The sequence below is a fragment of the Pseudarthrobacter sp. efr-133-R2A-89 genome (assembly GCF_030209315.1).
In the GTDB taxonomy this organism is placed as follows: Bacteria; Actinomycetota; Actinomycetes; order Actinomycetales; family Micrococcaceae; genus Arthrobacter.
Genome location: NZ_JARVSE010000008.1, coordinates 89,265 through 105,875 on the forward strand (window position 1 = coordinate 89,265; position 16,611 = coordinate 105,875).

The window sequence follows — 16,611 nt, forward strand, 5'->3', positions numbered from 1 at the left end:
CATGACCAAAAGCGCCGACACGCACTGCCCCTACTGCGCCCTGCAGTGCGCCATGACGCTCACGTCCCCCGCGGACCTGGCCCCGGCTGCACAGCCGGGGCCAGGCCCCGTGCCTGGCATGAACCCCGCGCCCGCACTGGAAGTTGCCGGCCGGGACTTCCCCACCAACCGCGGCGGCCTCTGCCGCAAGGGATGGACCTCCCCCACGCTCCTGAACCACGCCGGCCGGATCACCGAGCCGCTCCTGAAGGGTCCCGACGGCGTCCACCGGCCCATCGGCTGGGACCAGGCCCTGGACCTGGCCGCCTCGGCAGTCCGGGATGCCCGCGCCCGCCATGGGGCCGACTCCGTAGGTGTTTTCGGTGGCGGCGGACTCACCAACGAGAAGGCCTACCAGCTGGGCAAGTTCGCCCGGCTGGCCCTGGGAACCTCCCGGATCGACTACAACGGCAGGTTCTGCATGTCCTCGGCAGCGGCCGCCGGCATGCGCGCCTTCGGCGTGGACCGCGGCCTGCCCTTCCCGCTCGAGGCCCTGGATTCCGCCGGCACCATCCTCATGCTGGGTTCGAACGTCGCCGAGACCATGCCGCCGTTCGTCCAACACCTGCAGGGTGCCCGCAATGCCGGCGGACTGATCGTGGTGGATCCGCGCCGCTCCGCCACGGCAGCCTTCACGGCCGACGGCGGCGGCATCCACCTCCAGCCGCTGCCGGGCACCGATCTGGCCCTGCTGCTGGGACTGGCGCACGTGGTCATCCACGAAGGCCTGGTGGACACCGGCTACCTGCAGGAGCGCACCACGGGCTACGACGCCGTAGCCCGCAGCGTCAACGCCTTCTGGCCCGAGCGCGTGCAATCCCTCACCGGCGTGCCCGCGGACCTGATCCGGGAAACCGCCCGCAGGCTGGCCGCCGGAGCACAGGCAGGCGGCAGCTACATCCTGACCGGCCGCGGCGTGGAACAGCACGTGGACGGCACCGACACCGCCACCGCCGCCATCAACCTCAGCCTCCTGCTCGGCCTGCCGGGCTCGGCCCGCAGCGGCTACGGAACGCTCACCGGGCAGGGCAACGGCCAGGGCGGCCGCGAGCACGGCCAGAAGGCGGACCAGCTCCCCGGCTACCGCAAGATCACCGACCCCGCCGCCCGGGCGCACGTCGCCGCTGTCTGGGGCGTCCCCGAAGCGTTGATCCCCGGGCCCGGCCTGCCCGCCGTCCAGTTGCTGAAGTCGCTGGGCCAGCCCGACGGCGTCCGGTGCCTTTTCGTGCACGCCTCCAACATCGCCGTGGCCGCCCCCGACGCCAACGCCGTCATCAAGGGCCTGCGCAGCCTGGACTTCCTGGTGGTGTGCGACTTCTTCATGTCGGAGACCGCTGCGGAGGCCGACCTCATCCTTCCGGTCCTCCAGTGGGCTGAAGAGGAAGGCACCCTGACCAACCTGGAAGGACGCGTCCTGCGCCGGCGCCGCGCCATCTCCCCGCCCTCCGGTGCCCGCAGCGAACTGTGGATCATGGCCCGGCTGGCTGAGCGGCTGGACGCCCCCTCCACCTACAGCGAGGACCCCGAGACGGTCTTCGAGGAACTGCGGCTTGCCTCCGCAGGCGGCCTTGCCGACTACTCCGGCATCGACTACGCCATGCTGGACCGGGGCGAAGCCGCCTACTGGCCCTACCCCGCCGGCAGCAACGGCACGCCGCGGCTCTTCCGGGACGGCTTCGCGCACCCCGACGGCAAGGCGGTCATGGTCCCGGTGGTTCCCCGCCGCCGTCGTCCTTCCGCTGCGGACGCCGGCGCAAACGCGGCGGCCGGCGCCAAGGAAATGACCCTCATCACCGGACGCCTCCTGGAGCACTACCAGTCCGGCGCGCAGACCCGTCGGGTCGACGAACTTCTCGCCGCCCAGCCGGACGCGAAGGCCCAGATCCATCCCGCGGCCGCCGAGGCACTCGGCATCACCGCCGGCTCGCTGCTCTCCGTGGCCAACGGCCGCGGCGAGGTGGTCTGCCGGGCGGAACTCAGCACCGCGATCCGGCCCGAAACGGTCTTCCTGCCCTTCCACTTCCCGGGATCAGAAAGCGCCAACCGGCTGACCGAAGCCGCCACCGACCCCATCTCCGGGATGCCTGAATTCAAGTTCAACACCGTGTGGGTCCGGCCCGTGGCCGCCCCCGATTCCGCCCTTATGCTGCAAACGACGGAGGCCTCATGAGCGAGCAGATTGTGATCGTGGGATTCGGCCCCGTGGCCGCCAGGCTGGTGGACGAGCTCCTGCCCGCCGTCCGTGACGGGCACGCCCGGCTCACAGTGGTGGGTGGGGAGTCCGAGGCCGCCTACAACCGCGTCCTGGTGGCGGACCTCGGCGTCGGCCGCACCACCGCCGGCGCCCTGGCCCTCGCCGACGCCGCCGGCCTGGCAGCCCAGGGGGTGGATGTCCGCCTGTCCGTGCGGGTCAAACGGGTGGACCGGGCGCGGCAGCAGGTCCTGCTGTCCGACGGAACCGCCGTGCACTACGACCGCCTGGTGTTTGCCACCGGATCCCGGCCCGTCATCCCCAACCTCACCGGCATCAACCCCGACCCGGCCTCCCCCGTGCTTCCCGCCGGGGTCACGGCCTTGCGCGACCTCCGCGACGCGGACGTGCTCCGGCAGGCGGTGGACGGCGGCAAACGGGTGGTGGTCCTGGGCGGCGGCGTCCTCGGCCTGGAGACGGCGCTGGCGGCCGCGGAAGAAGGGGCTACGGTCACCGTCGTCCACAACGGGCCGCACCCCCTGGGCCGCAACATCGACCGCGGCGGCGGCGCCGTCCTGGCCGCCGGACTGCGCCGCTGCGGCGTGAGGGTGGCAGGCAACGCCCGCTCCACCGGCGTTGAGCACAACGCGCCCGACGGCGGATTCTCGGCGTTGCTGCTCGACGACGGGTCCGCGATCGACGGCGACCTCCTGGTCATCTCGTGCGGGGTCCGTCCCCGGACCGAGCTGGCCGAAGGCTGCGGACTGTCCACCGGCACCGGGATCCTGGTGGACCACCGGCTGCGGGCGCACCACGAACCGCACATCTTTGCCATCGGCGACTGCGCTGAGGTTCGCTGCCCGGATCCGGGCTGCGCCGCATGCAGGAACGCCGTGGGCCCGTCCGGGCTGGTGGGCCCCGGCTGGCGCCAGGCCGAATGGTTGGGCGGCTACCTCACCCTGCTGGCCGAAGGGGCCGCTGCCGAGGCGGACCTGCTGCCGGCCCTGCCTGCGGAACAACCCGCCGTCGTGGTGTTGAAGGCCCGCGGCCTGAACATGGCGGTGGCCGGGAACAACGGCGCCGACCCCTGGGACGAAGAAGCGCTCACGGCAGGTGCCGTCAACGGCAGGCCGCGCCTGCAGATCGCCCAGTGGGCCGATCCGGAACACGGCCGCTACGTCAAGATGACCACCCGAGGCGGCGTCCTTGAGGGCCTGGTGTCAGTGGGAATGCCGCGCACCGCGGCCGAACTGGTGGGCCTTTTTGAACGGGGCGCGGAACTGCCCGCCGACCGTTCCCTGCTCCTGCGCCTGGACGGGCCGGACCTGGTCCCTGGCGCCGCCGACCCCGCGGGCACCGTTTGCCGGTGCGCCGGTGTCAGTGGAGCGGCGATCCAGGGCGCCGTGGAGGGCGGCTGCTCAACGGTGGCGGACGTGTCCAAGGCCACCCGGGCAGGCACCGGCTGCGGCGGCTGCCACGAAGACATCAAGGGACTTATCGAGAAGCACTTCTCCCCGGCCTTCCCCTAACCCCGCAAGGACACACGGGCCGCCTACATGTGGACGTGCAGGCGGCGGGCGGCCTCGGAGATGGAACCGGTCAGTGACGGGTACACGGTGAAGGTGCTGGCAAGGTCATCCACGTGCAGCTTCTGCTTGACCGCGATAGCGATCGGGAAGATCAGCTCCGACGCGTTGGGACCGACCACCACGCCGCCGATTACGGTTCCGGAGCCCTTCCGGGCAAAGATCTTCACGAAGCCGTCCTTGGCGTTGCGCATCTTGGCGCGGGCGTTGCTGCGCAGGGAAAGCTTGATGATGTCCGCCTGGTACTTGCCGGACTCGATCTCCGACTCGGACACTCCCACGTTGGCGATTTCCGGGGACGTGAAGATGTTCGATGCCACCTGGTGGAGCTTGAGCGGGGTCACGCCGTCGCCCATGAAGTGCGCCACCGCGATGCGGCCCTGCATGGCGGCCACGGAGGCCAGCGGCAGGACGCCGGTGCAGTCCCCGGCAGCGTAGATATTCGGGGCCGTGGTGCGGGATACCCCGTCAACCTTGATGTGGCCGCTGTCGCTGACGGCCACGCCGGCTTCTTCAAGGCCCAGTCCGGCGGTGTTGGGGATGGAGCCCAGGCAGAGCAGGCAGTGGCTGCCGGTCACGGTGGAGCCGTCGGCGAGGGTCACCACCACGCCGTCGTCCGTGCGTTCCACGGACTGGGCGCGGGAGCGGGAGAGGACCCGGACCCCACGGCGTTCGAAGACTTCCTCCAGTACCACCGCGGCGTCGACGTCGGAGCCCGGCAGCACCCGGTCGCGGCTGGAGACCAGGGTGACCTTGGATCCCAAGCCGTTGTAGGCGGACGCGAATTCGGCGCCCGTCACGCCGGAGCCGACGACGATCAGTTCCTCGGGAAGTTCGTCAAGGTCGTAGATCTGCGTCCAGTTGAGGATCCGCTCACCGTCCGGGCGGGCAGTTTCCAGTTCGCGGGGGTGCGCGCCGACAGCCAGCAGGATGGTGTCAGCTTCCACCGTCTCGGTGCCGTCAGCGGTCAGGACCTCGATGGTGTGGTTGTCCACGAGGCGGCCGGACCCGGCGATGATCCGCACGCCCACCTTCTCCAGGCCGTCGCGGATGTCGTGGGACTGGGTGCGGGCCAGGTTGAGGAGGCGGTCGTTGATGTGCTTGAGGTCAGCGTGCATCACCGGCACGAAGTCCCCGCCATCGACGTCGAACTTCACGCCCAGCTCGCCCGCCTCAGCCACCCGGGCCATGAGGTCGGCCGTGGCGATGAGGGTCTTGGAGGGAACGACGTCGGTCAGCACGGCGGAGCCGCCGAGCCCGGCACGTTCGATGATGGTGACCTTCGCCCCCAGCGAGGCGGCGACCATGGCCGCTTCGTATCCGCCGGGACCGCCTCCCAGGATCGCGATTCGGGGGGAACTGAAATCTGGATGCGTAGTCACAGTCATCCATTCTCGCCCATCTCCGGCCGGACCACCAAGAAAACAGGGCGCTTTCCGGGCCAGCCGTGATGAGGGCAACAGTGGCGGCAGGATAACTTGTACTGGTGAGTACAACAGACTTCCTGAACACGGACCCTTTTGCCGCCGCCCGGGCCGCCGCTGACTACATTGCCGAGGAGACCGGGGTGGACCGCCACGACGTCGCCCTGGTCCTCGGTTCCGGCTGGGGCGAGGCCGCCGACCTGATCGGCGAGACCACCGCCACACTCTCGGCGGAGGAGGTCCCCGGTTTCCATGCCCCCGCCGTGGAAGGCCACGTGGGAACCATCCGGTCCGTACTGGCCAAAGACGGAAAACGCGCCCTGGTCCTGGGTGCGCGGACCCACTACTACGAAGGCAAGGGCGTCCGGGCAGTCGTGCACGGCATCCGGACCGCTGCGGCGGCCGGCTGCAAGACCCTGGTCCTCACCAACGGCTGCGGCGGACTCAATGAAGACTGGACACCCGGCACCCCCGTACTGATCAGCGACCACATCAACCTCACCGCTGCGTCCCCGCTGGAGGGCGCGACGTTCGTGGACCTGACGGACCTGTACTCACCGCGCATCCGTGGGCTGGCCCGCGAGGTGGATCCCACCCTGGACGAGGGCATCTACGCCCAGTTCCCCGGCCCGCACTACGAAACCCCGGCTGAAGTGCAGTACGCCAAGCGGATCGGGGCGGACCTGATCGGCATGTCGACGGCACTGGAGGCCATCGCCGGCCGCCACGCCGGAATGGAAGTGTTCGGCATCTCCCTGGTCACCAACCTGGCAGCGGGCATCAGCCCCCAGCCGCTCAGCCACCAGGAAGTCATCGAATCCGGCCAGGCCGCGGGCCCGCGCATCTCCCGGTTGCTGGCTGACATCATCGCCCGGCTCTGAACGCCCCTGGCCGCCGGGGTGCGGGCAACGGACCTGCAATGACGATAGCGTTAGGCCCATGACGTCTTCCGATGCCGAACTTCGCCTGCTTGCCGAGGCCCGGGAATGGGCCGCCCTGGATCCGGATCCCGCAACACAAGCATCGCTGCTTGGGCTTGTGGGCCTCGTTGAAGAGGGAGACCCCGCGGCCCGGCAGGAACTCGAAGACAGCTTCCGGGGCACGCTGCAGTTCGGCACGGCGGGGCTGCGCGCCGCCCTCGGACCCGGGCCGAACCGGATGAACCGGGTGGTGGTCCGCCGCGCCGCAGCCGGACTGGCCGCCTTCCTGGTGGACGCCGTGGCCGAAGCTGCTTCCGGCACCCGGCCGCGCGCCGTCGTCGGCTATGACGCCCGGCACAACTCGGATGTCTTCGCGGCCGAAACGGCTGCCATCTTCACCGCTGCCGGCATCGAGACCTTCCTGCTCCCGGCAGCCCTCCCCACTCCCCTGCTGGCCTACGCCGTCCGCGCCCTGGAATGCGACGGCGGCGTCATGGTCACCGCCAGCCACAACCCGCCGCAGGACAACGGATACAAGGTCTACCTCGGCCGGCACGCAGTGTCCGCCGACGGCGACGGTGCCCAGATCGTGGCGCCCTATGACGCCCGGATCGCCGCGCGGATCAGCTCCGTGGGCCCCGTCGACTCCATCGAACTGGCGGCAGGCGGGTGGACCGTGCTGGACGGCTCGCTGGCCGCCGACTACCAGCGGGCGATCGCTGCGCTGGCCATGCCGGACCGCTTCCCCGCCCGCGACCTGCGGATCGTCCTGACCCCGCTGCACGGCGTGGGTGGCGCGACGGCACTGGAGGTCCTGGACGCGGCAGGTTTCACGGATGTCACCATGGTGGCCGAACAGGCCGAACCGGACCCCGAATTCCCCACCGTCAGCTTCCCCAACCCGGAAGAACCCGGGGCACTCGACCTGGCCCTCGAATCGGCCGAACGGCTCGACGCCGACCTCGTCATCGCAAACGATCCCGACGCCGACAGGGCTGCCGTCGCCGCCAAGGACCCGGACACCGGTGCCTGGCGGATGCTCCGCGGAGACGAAGTGGGCGCCCTCCTGGGGGCCCATATCGCCGCAAGGCTCGCCGACGCCGGCACTGAAGCGGACCACCAGGGTGTCTTCGCCAACTCGATCGTGTCCTCCCGCCTGCTGGCGCGCGTTGCCACCGCCGCCGGCTTCGCCCATGAAGTAACCCTGACCGGGTTCAAATGGATCTCCCGGGTTCCGGGCCTCACCTACGGCTACGAGGAAGCGCTGGGCTACTGCGTCGCACCGGACCTGGTGAAGGACAAGGACGGCATTTCCGCCGCCGTGCTGATCGCCGAACTCGCTGCCGCCGCCAAGGCCGCCGGCAAGACCGTCCTCGACACCCTCGATGAGCTGTACCTCCAGCACGGCCTGCACGCCAGCGACCAGCTGAGCATCCGGGTCGCGGACCTGGGCCTCTTGGACGCCATGATGAACCGTCTGCGGGTTTCGCCGCCGGAATCGTTCGGGCAGTCCGCCGTGGAAGTCTTCACCGACCTGGCAGAGGGAAGCGGCCAGCTGCCGCCCACGGAGGGCCTGCTGTATATCACCAGGGACCTGACCCGCGTGATCATCCGGCCCAGCGGCACGGAGCCCAAACTCAAGTGCTACCTGGAAGTGATCCACCACGTGGGATCCGCCGCCGAACTCCCGGAGGCACGCCAGGCGGCGCGTGCCTCCCTGGACGAGGTCCTGCACGACGTCAGCGAGGCACTGGGACTTTAACCGAGGAAAGGGGCGCCGCCTGGCGCCCCTTTCCTGTGTGCGGGAAATCCTAGAGTTCCACCTCGACGAACCCATCGGTGATCCGGGTGCTGAAGGCGGCCAGGCGCAGGCCCGGGGTGGTGAAGCATTCACCGGTCTCGAGGTCGTAGATCTCTTTATGCAACGGCGAGGCGATCGTGGGGCGCGTTCCCTTGGAACCAAGGATGCCGCGGGCCATGACGTGGGCTCCGGTGGCCGGATCCTCATGCGCCACGGCGAAGACTTCGCGTGGACCGGTGCGGAACAGGGCCACCTGGCGGCCGGCAAGGAGTGCTGCCTCGCCCCAGGCGGGTTCGAGGTCGTCCACCGCGCAGACGCGGTGCCAGCCCGTCCCGGATCCGGCGGTGTCTGATTCGGCGGCGAGCGCCCCAAGTTCCAGTGTTGCCGTCATGTCCGGCTCCTCTCCTGTGCCTGTCATCCCTGCAAGCGGCTGCTTGTGATGCCGTGTCCAACGCTAGGTTCCGGGTGTTTCACAGGGGTGCGGTGAATGTGTCCGGCGGGTAAAAGAGACCTCACGCGGCCGGAAATGCGTTCGTGATGCAGAAGTTAAGTTGACGAAACAAATGGGAAACTGAGGCGAAACTGCCCCTCCCTAGGCTGGAAGCACAAGCTGCAGAGCACCGTCTGCGGCCCATGCGAAAGGCCCACAGTGACCGAACAGACTTCAAGCACCGAGACTCCGCGCCGCATCGTCGTCGCCGGCGGCGGCCCTGCGGCCCACCGTTTCGCGGACGCCATGCATGCCCGCGGCCTCGACGGCTGGGATGTCACGGTCCTCACCGAGGAAGCCCACCTCCCCTACGACCGGGTGGCCCTCTCCAAGGCCCTCACGGACACCGGTGTGGACCTGACGCTGGGAACGGCCACCATGTGGGAGCACGGCTCCTTGTCACTGAAGACCGGCGAACGCGTCGTAAAGGTCAACGCCGGCGCCAAGACGGTGGAGACGGCCGCCGGCAACACGTACGAATATGACGAACTGGTAGTGGCCACGGGCTCGGACGCCGTCCGCCTGCCCATCCCCGGCGCCGGGCACGCCCACGTCTACCGGACGCTTGAGGACGTGTGGGCCATCAACAAGGCCGTCGCCGACCTCACCGCGAAACTCGGCCGCAAGATCAACGCGGTCACCATTGGCGGCGGACTCCTGGGACTGGAATCCGCAGCCGGCACCGAACAGCTCGGCGCCACCCCGGTGGTCATCAACGGCGCCCCTTGGCTGATGAATACCCAGCTGGACGAGGGCGCGGGCCAGGCCTTGGGACGCCTGATCGAAGCCAAGGGCTTCGAGGTCCACGGCGGTGTCTTCCCCTCGGAGATTCTGGCGGACGACGACGGCCAGGTCACCGGAGTGCTGATGGCCGACAACCGGATCATCCCGGCCGACCTGGTCATCGTCGCCGTCGGCGTCAGGCCCCGTGACGAACTCTTCCGCGCGGCCGACGGCGAAGAGCAGCTTTTCAGCCTGGGCCAGCGCGGCGGCGTGGTCATCAACGACTACTGCGCCACCGAAGTCCCCGGCATCTGGGCCATTGGCGAGGTGGCCAACTTCGGCGGCATGTGCCTTGGCCTGGTGGCGCCCGCCAACACGATGGCCGAGATCGTCGCCGACCGGCTGCACGGCGGCGACGCCACGTTCCCCGGTTTCGACACCGCCACCAAGCTGAAGCTCTCCGGCGTGGACGTGGCCAGCTTCGGTGACGCTTTTGCCCGCACCGAACACGCCCTCGAAATCGTCTATGCGGACCCCGCCCGCGGCGTCTACCAGAAGATCGTCACCACGGACGACGCCAAGACCCTCCTGGGCGGCATTTTCGTCGGCGACGCCTCTCCCTACATGAGCCTGCGGCCGCTCCTGGGCCGTGAACTCCCCGCAGAGCCCGGCGCGTTCCTGACCGCGGCCGGCGGCGGCGAAGCTCCCGAGACCGAGCTCCCGGACGACGCCACCCTGTGCTCCTGCAACAACGTCACTGCAGGCACCATCCGCGATGCCATCAACGGCTGCGGCGCCTGCGACGGCAACGCCCCGGTCCAGGAACTGGGCGAACTGAAGGGCTGCACCCGCGCCGGCACCCAGTGCGGCTCCTGCGTGCCCATGCTGAAGAAGCTGCTGGAAACCGAGCTCACCAAGTCCGGCGTCGAGGTCTCCAAAGCCCTGTGCGAGCACATCGAACTGTCCCGCCAGGAACTGTTCGACGCCATCCGCGTCCTGGAGCTGACCTCCTTCGAGGAGATCATGGCCAAGTACGGCACCGGGGCCGGCTGCGACATCTGCAAGCCGACCATCGCCAACATCCTGGCCAGCCAGAACAGCGCCTACGTGCTGGACGCCGGCCGCGGCACCCTGCAGGACACCAATGACCGCGCCCTGGCCAACATGCAAAAGGACGGCACCTACTCGGTGGTCCCCCGCATCGCCGGCGGGGAGATCACCCCCAAGAAGCTCGGCGTGATCGCCGCCGTCGCCGAAAAGTACGGCTTGTACACCAAGATCACCGGCGGCCAGCGGATCGACATGTTCGGTGCCCGGCTGGAGCAGTTGCCGGAGATCTGGAAGGAACTGGTGGACGCCGGCTTCGAGTCCGGCCAGGCGTACGGCAAGAGCCTGCGCACGGTGAAGTCGTGCGTCGGGTCCACCTGGTGCCGGTTCGGTGTCCAGGACTCGGTGGCCATGGCCATCCAGCTGGAGCTTCGCTACCGTGGCCTGCGCAGCCCGCACAAGCTGAAAATGGGTGTCTCCGGCTGCGCCCGTGAGTGTGCCGAGGCACGCGGCAAGGACGTGGGCGTGATCGCGACCGCCGACGGCTGGAACCTGTACGTGGGCGGCAACGGCGGAGCCACCCCGGCCCACGCCCAGCTGCTGGCCAAGGACCTGGACGACGAGACCCTGATCAAGTACATCGACCGCTACTTCATGTACTACATCCGCACGGCGGACCGCCTGCAGCGCACGGCCCGCTGGCAGGAAGAGCTCGACGGCGGCATCAAGCACGTCGAGGACGTGGTGGTCAAGGACACCCTGGGCATCGCCAACGAACTCGAAGCCGCCATGGCCAAGCACGTGGACACGTATGTGGATGAATGGGCAGACACCCTCAAGGACCCCGAACGCCTCCGCCGGTTCCGCTCCTTCGTCAACGCTCCCGACCAGAAGGACGACTCGATCACCTTCGTCCCGGACGAGCGCGGCCAGATGCGCCCCGCCACTCCGGAGGAAAAAGGCAAAGTCCTGATCGGCGCTTCCATCCCGGTCCGCTCCGCCACCACGGAAACCCCTGGAAACGAGGCATAGCCATGCAGCTCAGTATCGACCTCACCGGCCGGAACGTCCTGGTGGCCGGAGCCCCTGATGCCGCGCGGCAGGCGGTGCGGCGGTACGAAGCCGCGGGCGCCGTCGTCCACCGCCTTGGAAGCCCAGCCGAGGCGCGGCTCGTCCATGTGCCGGAGCGGCTGTTCCTGGTTGCCGCCGTCGAGGACGGTCAGCACGGCTGGGACGCTTTCCTTGACCGCTGCCGGGACGCCGGCATCCCGGTCGCTGCCGAGCCCGCCGCCGGCCCGGCCGGACACGTCACCCTGGTGGGCGGCGGCCCCGGCACCGGCGACCTGCTCACCGTGGCTGCCGTCAAGGCGCTCCGGGATGCCGACGTCGTCTTCTACGACCGGCTGGCCCCGTACCAGGAGCTGCCGCTGCTGACCTCTGCGGAGCTGGTGGATGTCGGAAAGAAGCCGGGCCACCACAAAGTCAGCCAGTCGGACATCGAACAACTGATGGTCGAAAGCGCCCTGGCCGGCAACAACGTGGTGCGCCTCAAGGGCGGTGACCCCTATGTCTTCGGCCGGGGCGGGGAGGAAGTTGCCGCGTGCGTGGCCGCCGGCGTCAAGGTGCACGTGGTGTCCGGCGTTACCAGCGCCATCTCGGTCCCGGCCGCGGCAGGCATCCCGGTCACGCACCGCGAGGTCAGCCACATGTTCACCGTGGTGTCCGGGCACGCGCCGCTGACTGAGAAGGAGCACCACCACCTGGCCGGCCTGGGCGGGACCATCGTGGTGCTTATGGGCATCGGCACCTTGCACCAGCTGGCAGCTGGCTTGCGCCGCGCCGGAATGCGCCCGGACATGCCCATGGCCGTGGTGGAACGCGGCTACCGGCCCGGCCAGCGCACCACCATCGCGGACCTGGGCACCATCACCTCCGCCGCTGCGGGCTGCAGCAACCCCGCAGTACTGGTGATCGGCGAGGTGGTCCGGGTGGCCGAAGCCAACCGGCAGCACGCCGGAGCCGCCGCCGACCTGGACAGGCTGGCGGCCTCGCTGCTGGGATCATGAAAGGATTGACCCCCATGAATGCACTTGCACCGGCCGAACCCACGCAGGTTGAAGAAGCAACAGATGCCGCGGAATCGCCGCTGGAGGGGTTCCGTATCGGCGTCACCTCGGACCGGCGGTCCCGGGACCTCATCGAGGCGCTGGAAAGGCGCGGTGCCGAGGTGCTGCATGCTCCTGCCTTGAAGATCGCCCCTGTCCAGGAGGACATGCGCCTGATCGAAGACACCCGGGCCATCATCGCTGCAAAGCCGGACCTGTGCATCGCCACCACGGCCTACGGCATGCGCCGCTGGTGCGAAGCGGCAGACTCCTTCGGCCTCGGCGACGAGCTGCTGGAAACGCTGGGAGGCTGCCGGATGTTCGTCCGGGGCCCCAAGGCCCGCGGTGCCGTGCGTGCGGCCGGCCTCGCCGACGTCGGGATCAGCAGCGACGAAACCACTGCCACGCTGGTGGACATGCTGCTCACCGAAGGCGTCCGGGGCAAGACCGTGGCCATGCAGCTGCACGGCTACACCGACGTCCGCCAGATCGAACGGCTGCGGATGTCCGGCGCCACGGTCCTGACCGTGACGCCCTACCGCTGGGTCAAGCCCGACGGCGAGGACAAGCTGCCGCGGTTGATCGAGGCCGCCTGCAACGGAAACCTGGATGTCCTCACGTTCACCAGCGCCCCCGCGGTGGACGCGATGTGGAGCACGGCCCACGAGATGGGCCTGTACAAGCAGCTGGTGGAGAGCCTGAAACTGAATGTCACCACCGCGGTGGTGGGGCCCGTCACGGCGCAGCCCCTGCTGGACGCCGGGGTGACCCCGCTGATCCCGGAACGGTTCCGGATGGGAGCACTCATCCGCCTGGTGTGCGAGCACCTGGCCTTGAACCACGTCCGGCGGCTCGACACCCGCTCCGGAAACATCGAACTCCGGGGCCGCAGCCTTCGCATCGACGGCCGGCAGGTGGAACTGGCCCCGGCTCCGCTGCTGCTCCTGCGGGCGCTGCTCGGTGCCGGCGGCGCGGTCCTGTCCCGCGAGTCCCTCTCGGACCTGCTGGAACTCCGTGGATCCGTCCACGCGCTGGACATGACCGTGAGCCGGCTGCGGTCATCACTGCCGGACGGCAAGCTCATTGAAACCGTGGTCAAGCGGGGCTACCGGATCCGCGTTTGAGGTCCGGGGACGGCCGAATGTGTCCGCCCGCTCCCGGATGAGAGGTGCGTCACGGGTTCTGTTACCGGCCGGTAAATACTGGCGAACAGCACCCTCCGAAACAGCAATGGACGGGTAACACAACCGAAAAGGCAGGCCCCTACGCTGGGTTGCATCACGAAGTTCCGGCCGGTTACCGGCCACCAGCGAAAGGGCCAGCACATGTCCGCTCCGGCACCCTCCCCGTCCACCTCCGAGGCAACCCGCATCGTCATCGCCGGGGCCGGACCGGCCGCCCAAGCCCTGGTCGCCCAGCTGGACCGCGCCCGCTTCACCGGCACCATCACCGTGCTGAGCAACCGGGACGACACTCCCGCCGAACTGCTGGAGCTGGCCATGCTGCCGCAGGTTTCCGTGCGCTTCGGCCAGCCCGCAAGCCACATCGACGCCGCCAACCGCACCGTGGCCACCGCCGACGGCATGGAGTTCGCGTACGACCAGCTGGTCATCGCCACCGGTTCCGCCCCCGCAGCCAGCCCCGTGGACGGCGCCGCGGAGTGCCTGAGCTACTCCACCATCGATGACGCCCCGCGCATCGCCGAAGGCGTCCAGGACATCACCCGTGAACTGGGGCGCAGGCCCGTCGGCATCCTCGTCGGCACGGGCGCCGCCGCCGGACAGGCCGAAGCCGTCCTCCGGGCCAAAGGCGTGCGGCCCATCCGCACCACGGCCCGGCCCGCCGCCGTCGTTCCTTCCGTTGTTCCGGGCGGGTCCGCTTCCGGTCTGGCTTCCTCGGCCGTCGTCTTCGAGGACGGCAGCAGCATGACCGGAGACCTGGTGGTCCTGGCCGAGGAACGGGTCTCGCGTGACAGCCTCGCCGCCACGGCCGGAGTCCGGACGGCCGCCGGCGGCGGCATCGTGATCAGCCGCGACTTCCGCACGTCGGTCCCCGGCATTTGGGCCATCGGTGATGCTGCGGCGTTCGACGGCGTGCGGCTGGGCCTGCTGGTGGCGGCCGCGTCCGCGGCGGGGGCCTGCGCCACCCAGTTGCTGACCGCCGTTGCCTCTGCAGTCCCGTCCGCCGTTCCCGGGCCGGCGCTGCCGGTGGCCGCCTGACCGGTCCGGCCGGGTTCGCGCCCGGCGTCCGCCTCCGGGCATCCGGTGCGGTCCCGGCGCGCTGTGACAAGATGGTTTCCGAAACGAGTCACTGACGCGCCGGGCCCACGAAGCCCCTCGAGAGGACCATCCATGAGCAATGAAGCCACCGTTCACGCAGGCACCGCCACACCGGCCGGTGACGGGAACATCGCCTCCTATATCGACCACACGCTGCTCAAGCCCGAGGCTTCGGAAGCCGAGGTGCTGAAAGTCTGCGCCGAGGCCGCCGAGTACGGGTTCAAGTCGGTTTGCGTCAACCCTGTCTGGGTCAAGACCGTCACCACCGCGCTGAAGGGCTCAGGGGTCCTCACCTGCTCCGTGGTCGGCTTTCCGCTGGGGGCGACCCCCACGGACGTGAAGTCCTTCGAGGCCCGCGGCGCGGTACTGGACGGCGCTGACGAGGTGGATATGGTGATCAACATCGCCGCTGCCCGGGCAGGCGACAAGGGCGCCCTGGCCGATGACATCGCCGCCGTGGCCGAGACCGTGCACGCCGGTGGCGCCATCCTGAAGGTCATCATCGAAACCGCGCTCCTGACCGACGAACAAAAGGTCCTGGCGTGCCAGGCGGCAGTTGAGGCCGGCGCGGACTTCGTCAAGACGTCCACAGGCTTCAACGGTGGCGGCGCCACCGTTGAAGACGTGGCGCTGATGCGCAAGGCCGTGGGCCCGAACGTGGGGGTCAAGGCCTCCGGCGGTGTACGGTCCCTGGCCGACGCTCAGGCTATGATTGCTGCAGGTGCAACACGAATCGGCGCCAGCTCCGGGATTGCCATCGTCAAGGGTGAACAGGGTTCAGCCGCTTACTGACCGGGACCGGACGGCCGCCACAGACCAAGCCCCGCGGGGCCGAGGAGGAACACATGTCCAGCAAGATCAACGCGTCCAGCCGGGACACGACGTCGAACCAGGACATGGTCCGCACCCCGCAGAACGAGAACAACACGGCCACCAGCGCTGTCCTTTTCGTGGTCAGCTTCGCCCTGTTCCTGGGCGCCATCTACTCCCTGTCCTTCCTCAGCCTGGACAACCCCTGGCCGATGGCGGTGTGCCTGGTCCTGTTCGCCCTGGCGTTCTGGATCCCGCAGACCATCCTCGGACGGTCGGACTCCGCAGGCGAGCACTGATCCCCACGCAGATAGCAAAGGACCCCGGACACAGTGTCCGGGGTCCTTTGCTGTCTGCTGCGCGAAACCTGCCTGCCGCTAGAACCACAGCCTGATCCAGGCCCCCGCGGCGGCGGCCACCGGGCGCCAGTGGTCCCTGGCGATGGCCCAGCCGGCCATGGACATGCCCACCATGGCGTAGGCACTGACCGGGATCAGCACCAGCCACTCCCGCTTGGATCCTGCCCGTCCCAACAGGGGCACCGAGAGGGCGCCGTTGGGGCGCCAGACGTTCCGCAGCAGGGGCAGCCGTCGCAGCAGCCGGGGTGGCCTGATCACCAGCGGCCACAGCAGCGGCACTCCCCCGGTGGTGACCAGGTCGCCGACAATATGGACCACCACGCCGATCAGCATCGAGGTGGGCAGCCAAGTCCATTGGTCCGGCGCGAAGAACGTGACCAGTCCGGCCATCGCCAGGGCGAAGATCCAGTTCGAGATGAAGCCGCCCTTGGGAAAGAGCTTCAGCGCCTTGGCCGCGATGTTGATCAGGAACATGCACAACAGCCCGGCGCCGACCGACAGGTGGCCCCACGGGGTGTCCATATGGACCTGCGATGCCAGGCCGGCCAGGAACACGAACACGGCGGCGCCCAGGATGGAATGCGTGCCCTGCCGGTGGCCGCCGCTGGCGTTCTCGATGCCACGCGCGATCACATTGGACAGCGGCGGGAGCGAGTGCGCCACCGTGCTGGCGCGGTGGTCCCAGTCGCACACCAGGGCCGTGCCCGCCGTCGCCATCCCACCGATGAGGATGCCGGTGGGATCCAGCGGATACCAGCCCAGCGTGTACGGTCCCGTGGACGCAACAGCAACCCACGCCGCAGCTCCCGACGCGGCGTGGTGTCCTCCCATCATCCC

13 protein-coding genes are annotated in these 16,611 nt (G+C 69.3%); 10 read left to right on the forward strand and 3 right to left on the reverse strand.

Annotation, left to right across the window (positions count from 1 at the left end; genetic code table 11):
• Position 1: 1 nt before the first annotated feature.
• Positions 2 to 2,209: a molybdopterin oxidoreductase family protein gene (locus QRM95_RS14335; RefSeq protein WP_285248226.1), complete on the forward strand. Its 2,208-nt coding sequence runs from the start codon at positions 2 to 4 to the stop codon at positions 2,207 to 2,209.
• Positions 2,206 to 3,759: an FAD-dependent oxidoreductase gene (locus tag QRM95_RS14340; RefSeq protein ID WP_285248227.1), complete on the forward strand. Its 1,554-nt coding sequence runs from the start codon at positions 2,206 to 2,208 to the stop codon at positions 3,757 to 3,759. The genes QRM95_RS14335 and QRM95_RS14340 overlap by 4 nt, the downstream gene beginning before the upstream one ends.
• Before the next feature lie 23 nt (positions 3,760 to 3,782).
• On the opposite strand, the gene QRM95_RS14345 is transcribed toward QRM95_RS14340, so the two are convergent.
• Positions 3,783 to 5,198, reverse strand: coding sequence for an NAD(P)H-quinone dehydrogenase (locus QRM95_RS14345; protein ID WP_285248228.1), 1,416 nt, complete (start codon positions 5,196 to 5,198; stop codon positions 3,783 to 3,785).
• 104 nt (positions 5,199 to 5,302) lie between these two features.
• Between QRM95_RS14345 and QRM95_RS14350 the strand changes: the two genes are divergently transcribed.
• Both QRM95_RS14350 and QRM95_RS14355 read left to right on the forward strand, forming a co-directional pair.
• Positions 5,303 to 6,121, forward strand: coding sequence for a purine-nucleoside phosphorylase (locus QRM95_RS14350; RefSeq protein ID WP_285248229.1), 819 nt, complete (start codon positions 5,303 to 5,305; stop codon positions 6,119 to 6,121).
• 58 nt (positions 6,122 to 6,179) lie between these two features.
• Positions 6,180 to 7,922: a phospho-sugar mutase gene (locus tag QRM95_RS14355; protein ID WP_285248230.1), complete on the forward strand. Its 1,743-nt coding sequence runs from the start codon at positions 6,180 to 6,182 to the stop codon at positions 7,920 to 7,922.
• A gap of 49 nt (positions 7,923 to 7,971) precedes the next feature.
• Here the strand turns inward: QRM95_RS14355 and nirD are convergent, their stop codons facing one another.
• Complete coding sequence (gene nirD / locus QRM95_RS14360) at positions 7,972 to 8,352, reverse strand: nitrite reductase small subunit NirD (protein WP_285248231.1); 381 nt, start codon at positions 8,350 to 8,352, stop codon at positions 7,972 to 7,974.
• Positions 8,353 to 8,610: 258 nt separating this feature from the next.
• Between nirD and nirB the strand changes: the two genes are divergently transcribed.
• From nirB to QRM95_RS14390, 6 genes are all read left to right on the forward strand, one after another.
• Positions 8,611 to 11,253: a nitrite reductase large subunit NirB gene (gene nirB / locus QRM95_RS14365; RefSeq protein WP_285248232.1), complete on the forward strand. Its 2,643-nt coding sequence runs from the start codon at positions 8,611 to 8,613 to the stop codon at positions 11,251 to 11,253.
• A gap of 2 nt (positions 11,254 to 11,255) precedes the next feature.
• Positions 11,256 to 12,287: a uroporphyrinogen-III C-methyltransferase gene (gene cobA, locus QRM95_RS14370; RefSeq protein ID WP_285248233.1), complete on the forward strand. Its 1,032-nt coding sequence runs from the start codon at positions 11,256 to 11,258 to the stop codon at positions 12,285 to 12,287.
• Between the two features lie 14 nt (positions 12,288 to 12,301).
• Entirely contained in the window at positions 12,302 to 13,450 is a 1,149-nt protein-coding gene (locus QRM95_RS14375; RefSeq protein ID WP_285248234.1) for a uroporphyrinogen-III synthase, read from the forward strand.
• Positions 13,451 to 13,651: 201 nt separating this feature from the next.
• Positions 13,652 to 14,545, forward strand: a complete 894-nt coding sequence (locus tag QRM95_RS14380) for an FAD-dependent oxidoreductase (protein WP_285248235.1) — start codon at positions 13,652 to 13,654, stop codon at positions 14,543 to 14,545.
• A gap of 132 nt (positions 14,546 to 14,677) precedes the next feature.
• Entirely contained in the window at positions 14,678 to 15,397 is a 720-nt protein-coding gene (gene deoC, locus QRM95_RS14385) for a deoxyribose-phosphate aldolase (RefSeq protein WP_133832162.1), read from the forward strand.
• Between the two features lie 53 nt (positions 15,398 to 15,450).
• A complete protein-coding gene (locus QRM95_RS14390) occupies positions 15,451 to 15,714 on the forward strand; it encodes a hypothetical protein (RefSeq protein ID WP_018762970.1) in 264 nt (87 codons plus the stop codon).
• A gap of 78 nt (positions 15,715 to 15,792) precedes the next feature.
• On the opposite strand, the gene QRM95_RS14395 is transcribed toward QRM95_RS14390, so the two are convergent.
• Positions 15,793 to 16,608: a metal-dependent hydrolase gene (locus tag QRM95_RS14395; protein WP_285248236.1), complete on the reverse strand. Its 816-nt coding sequence runs from the start codon at positions 16,606 to 16,608 to the stop codon at positions 15,793 to 15,795.
• Between the last annotated feature and the right edge of the window lie 3 nt (positions 16,609 to 16,611).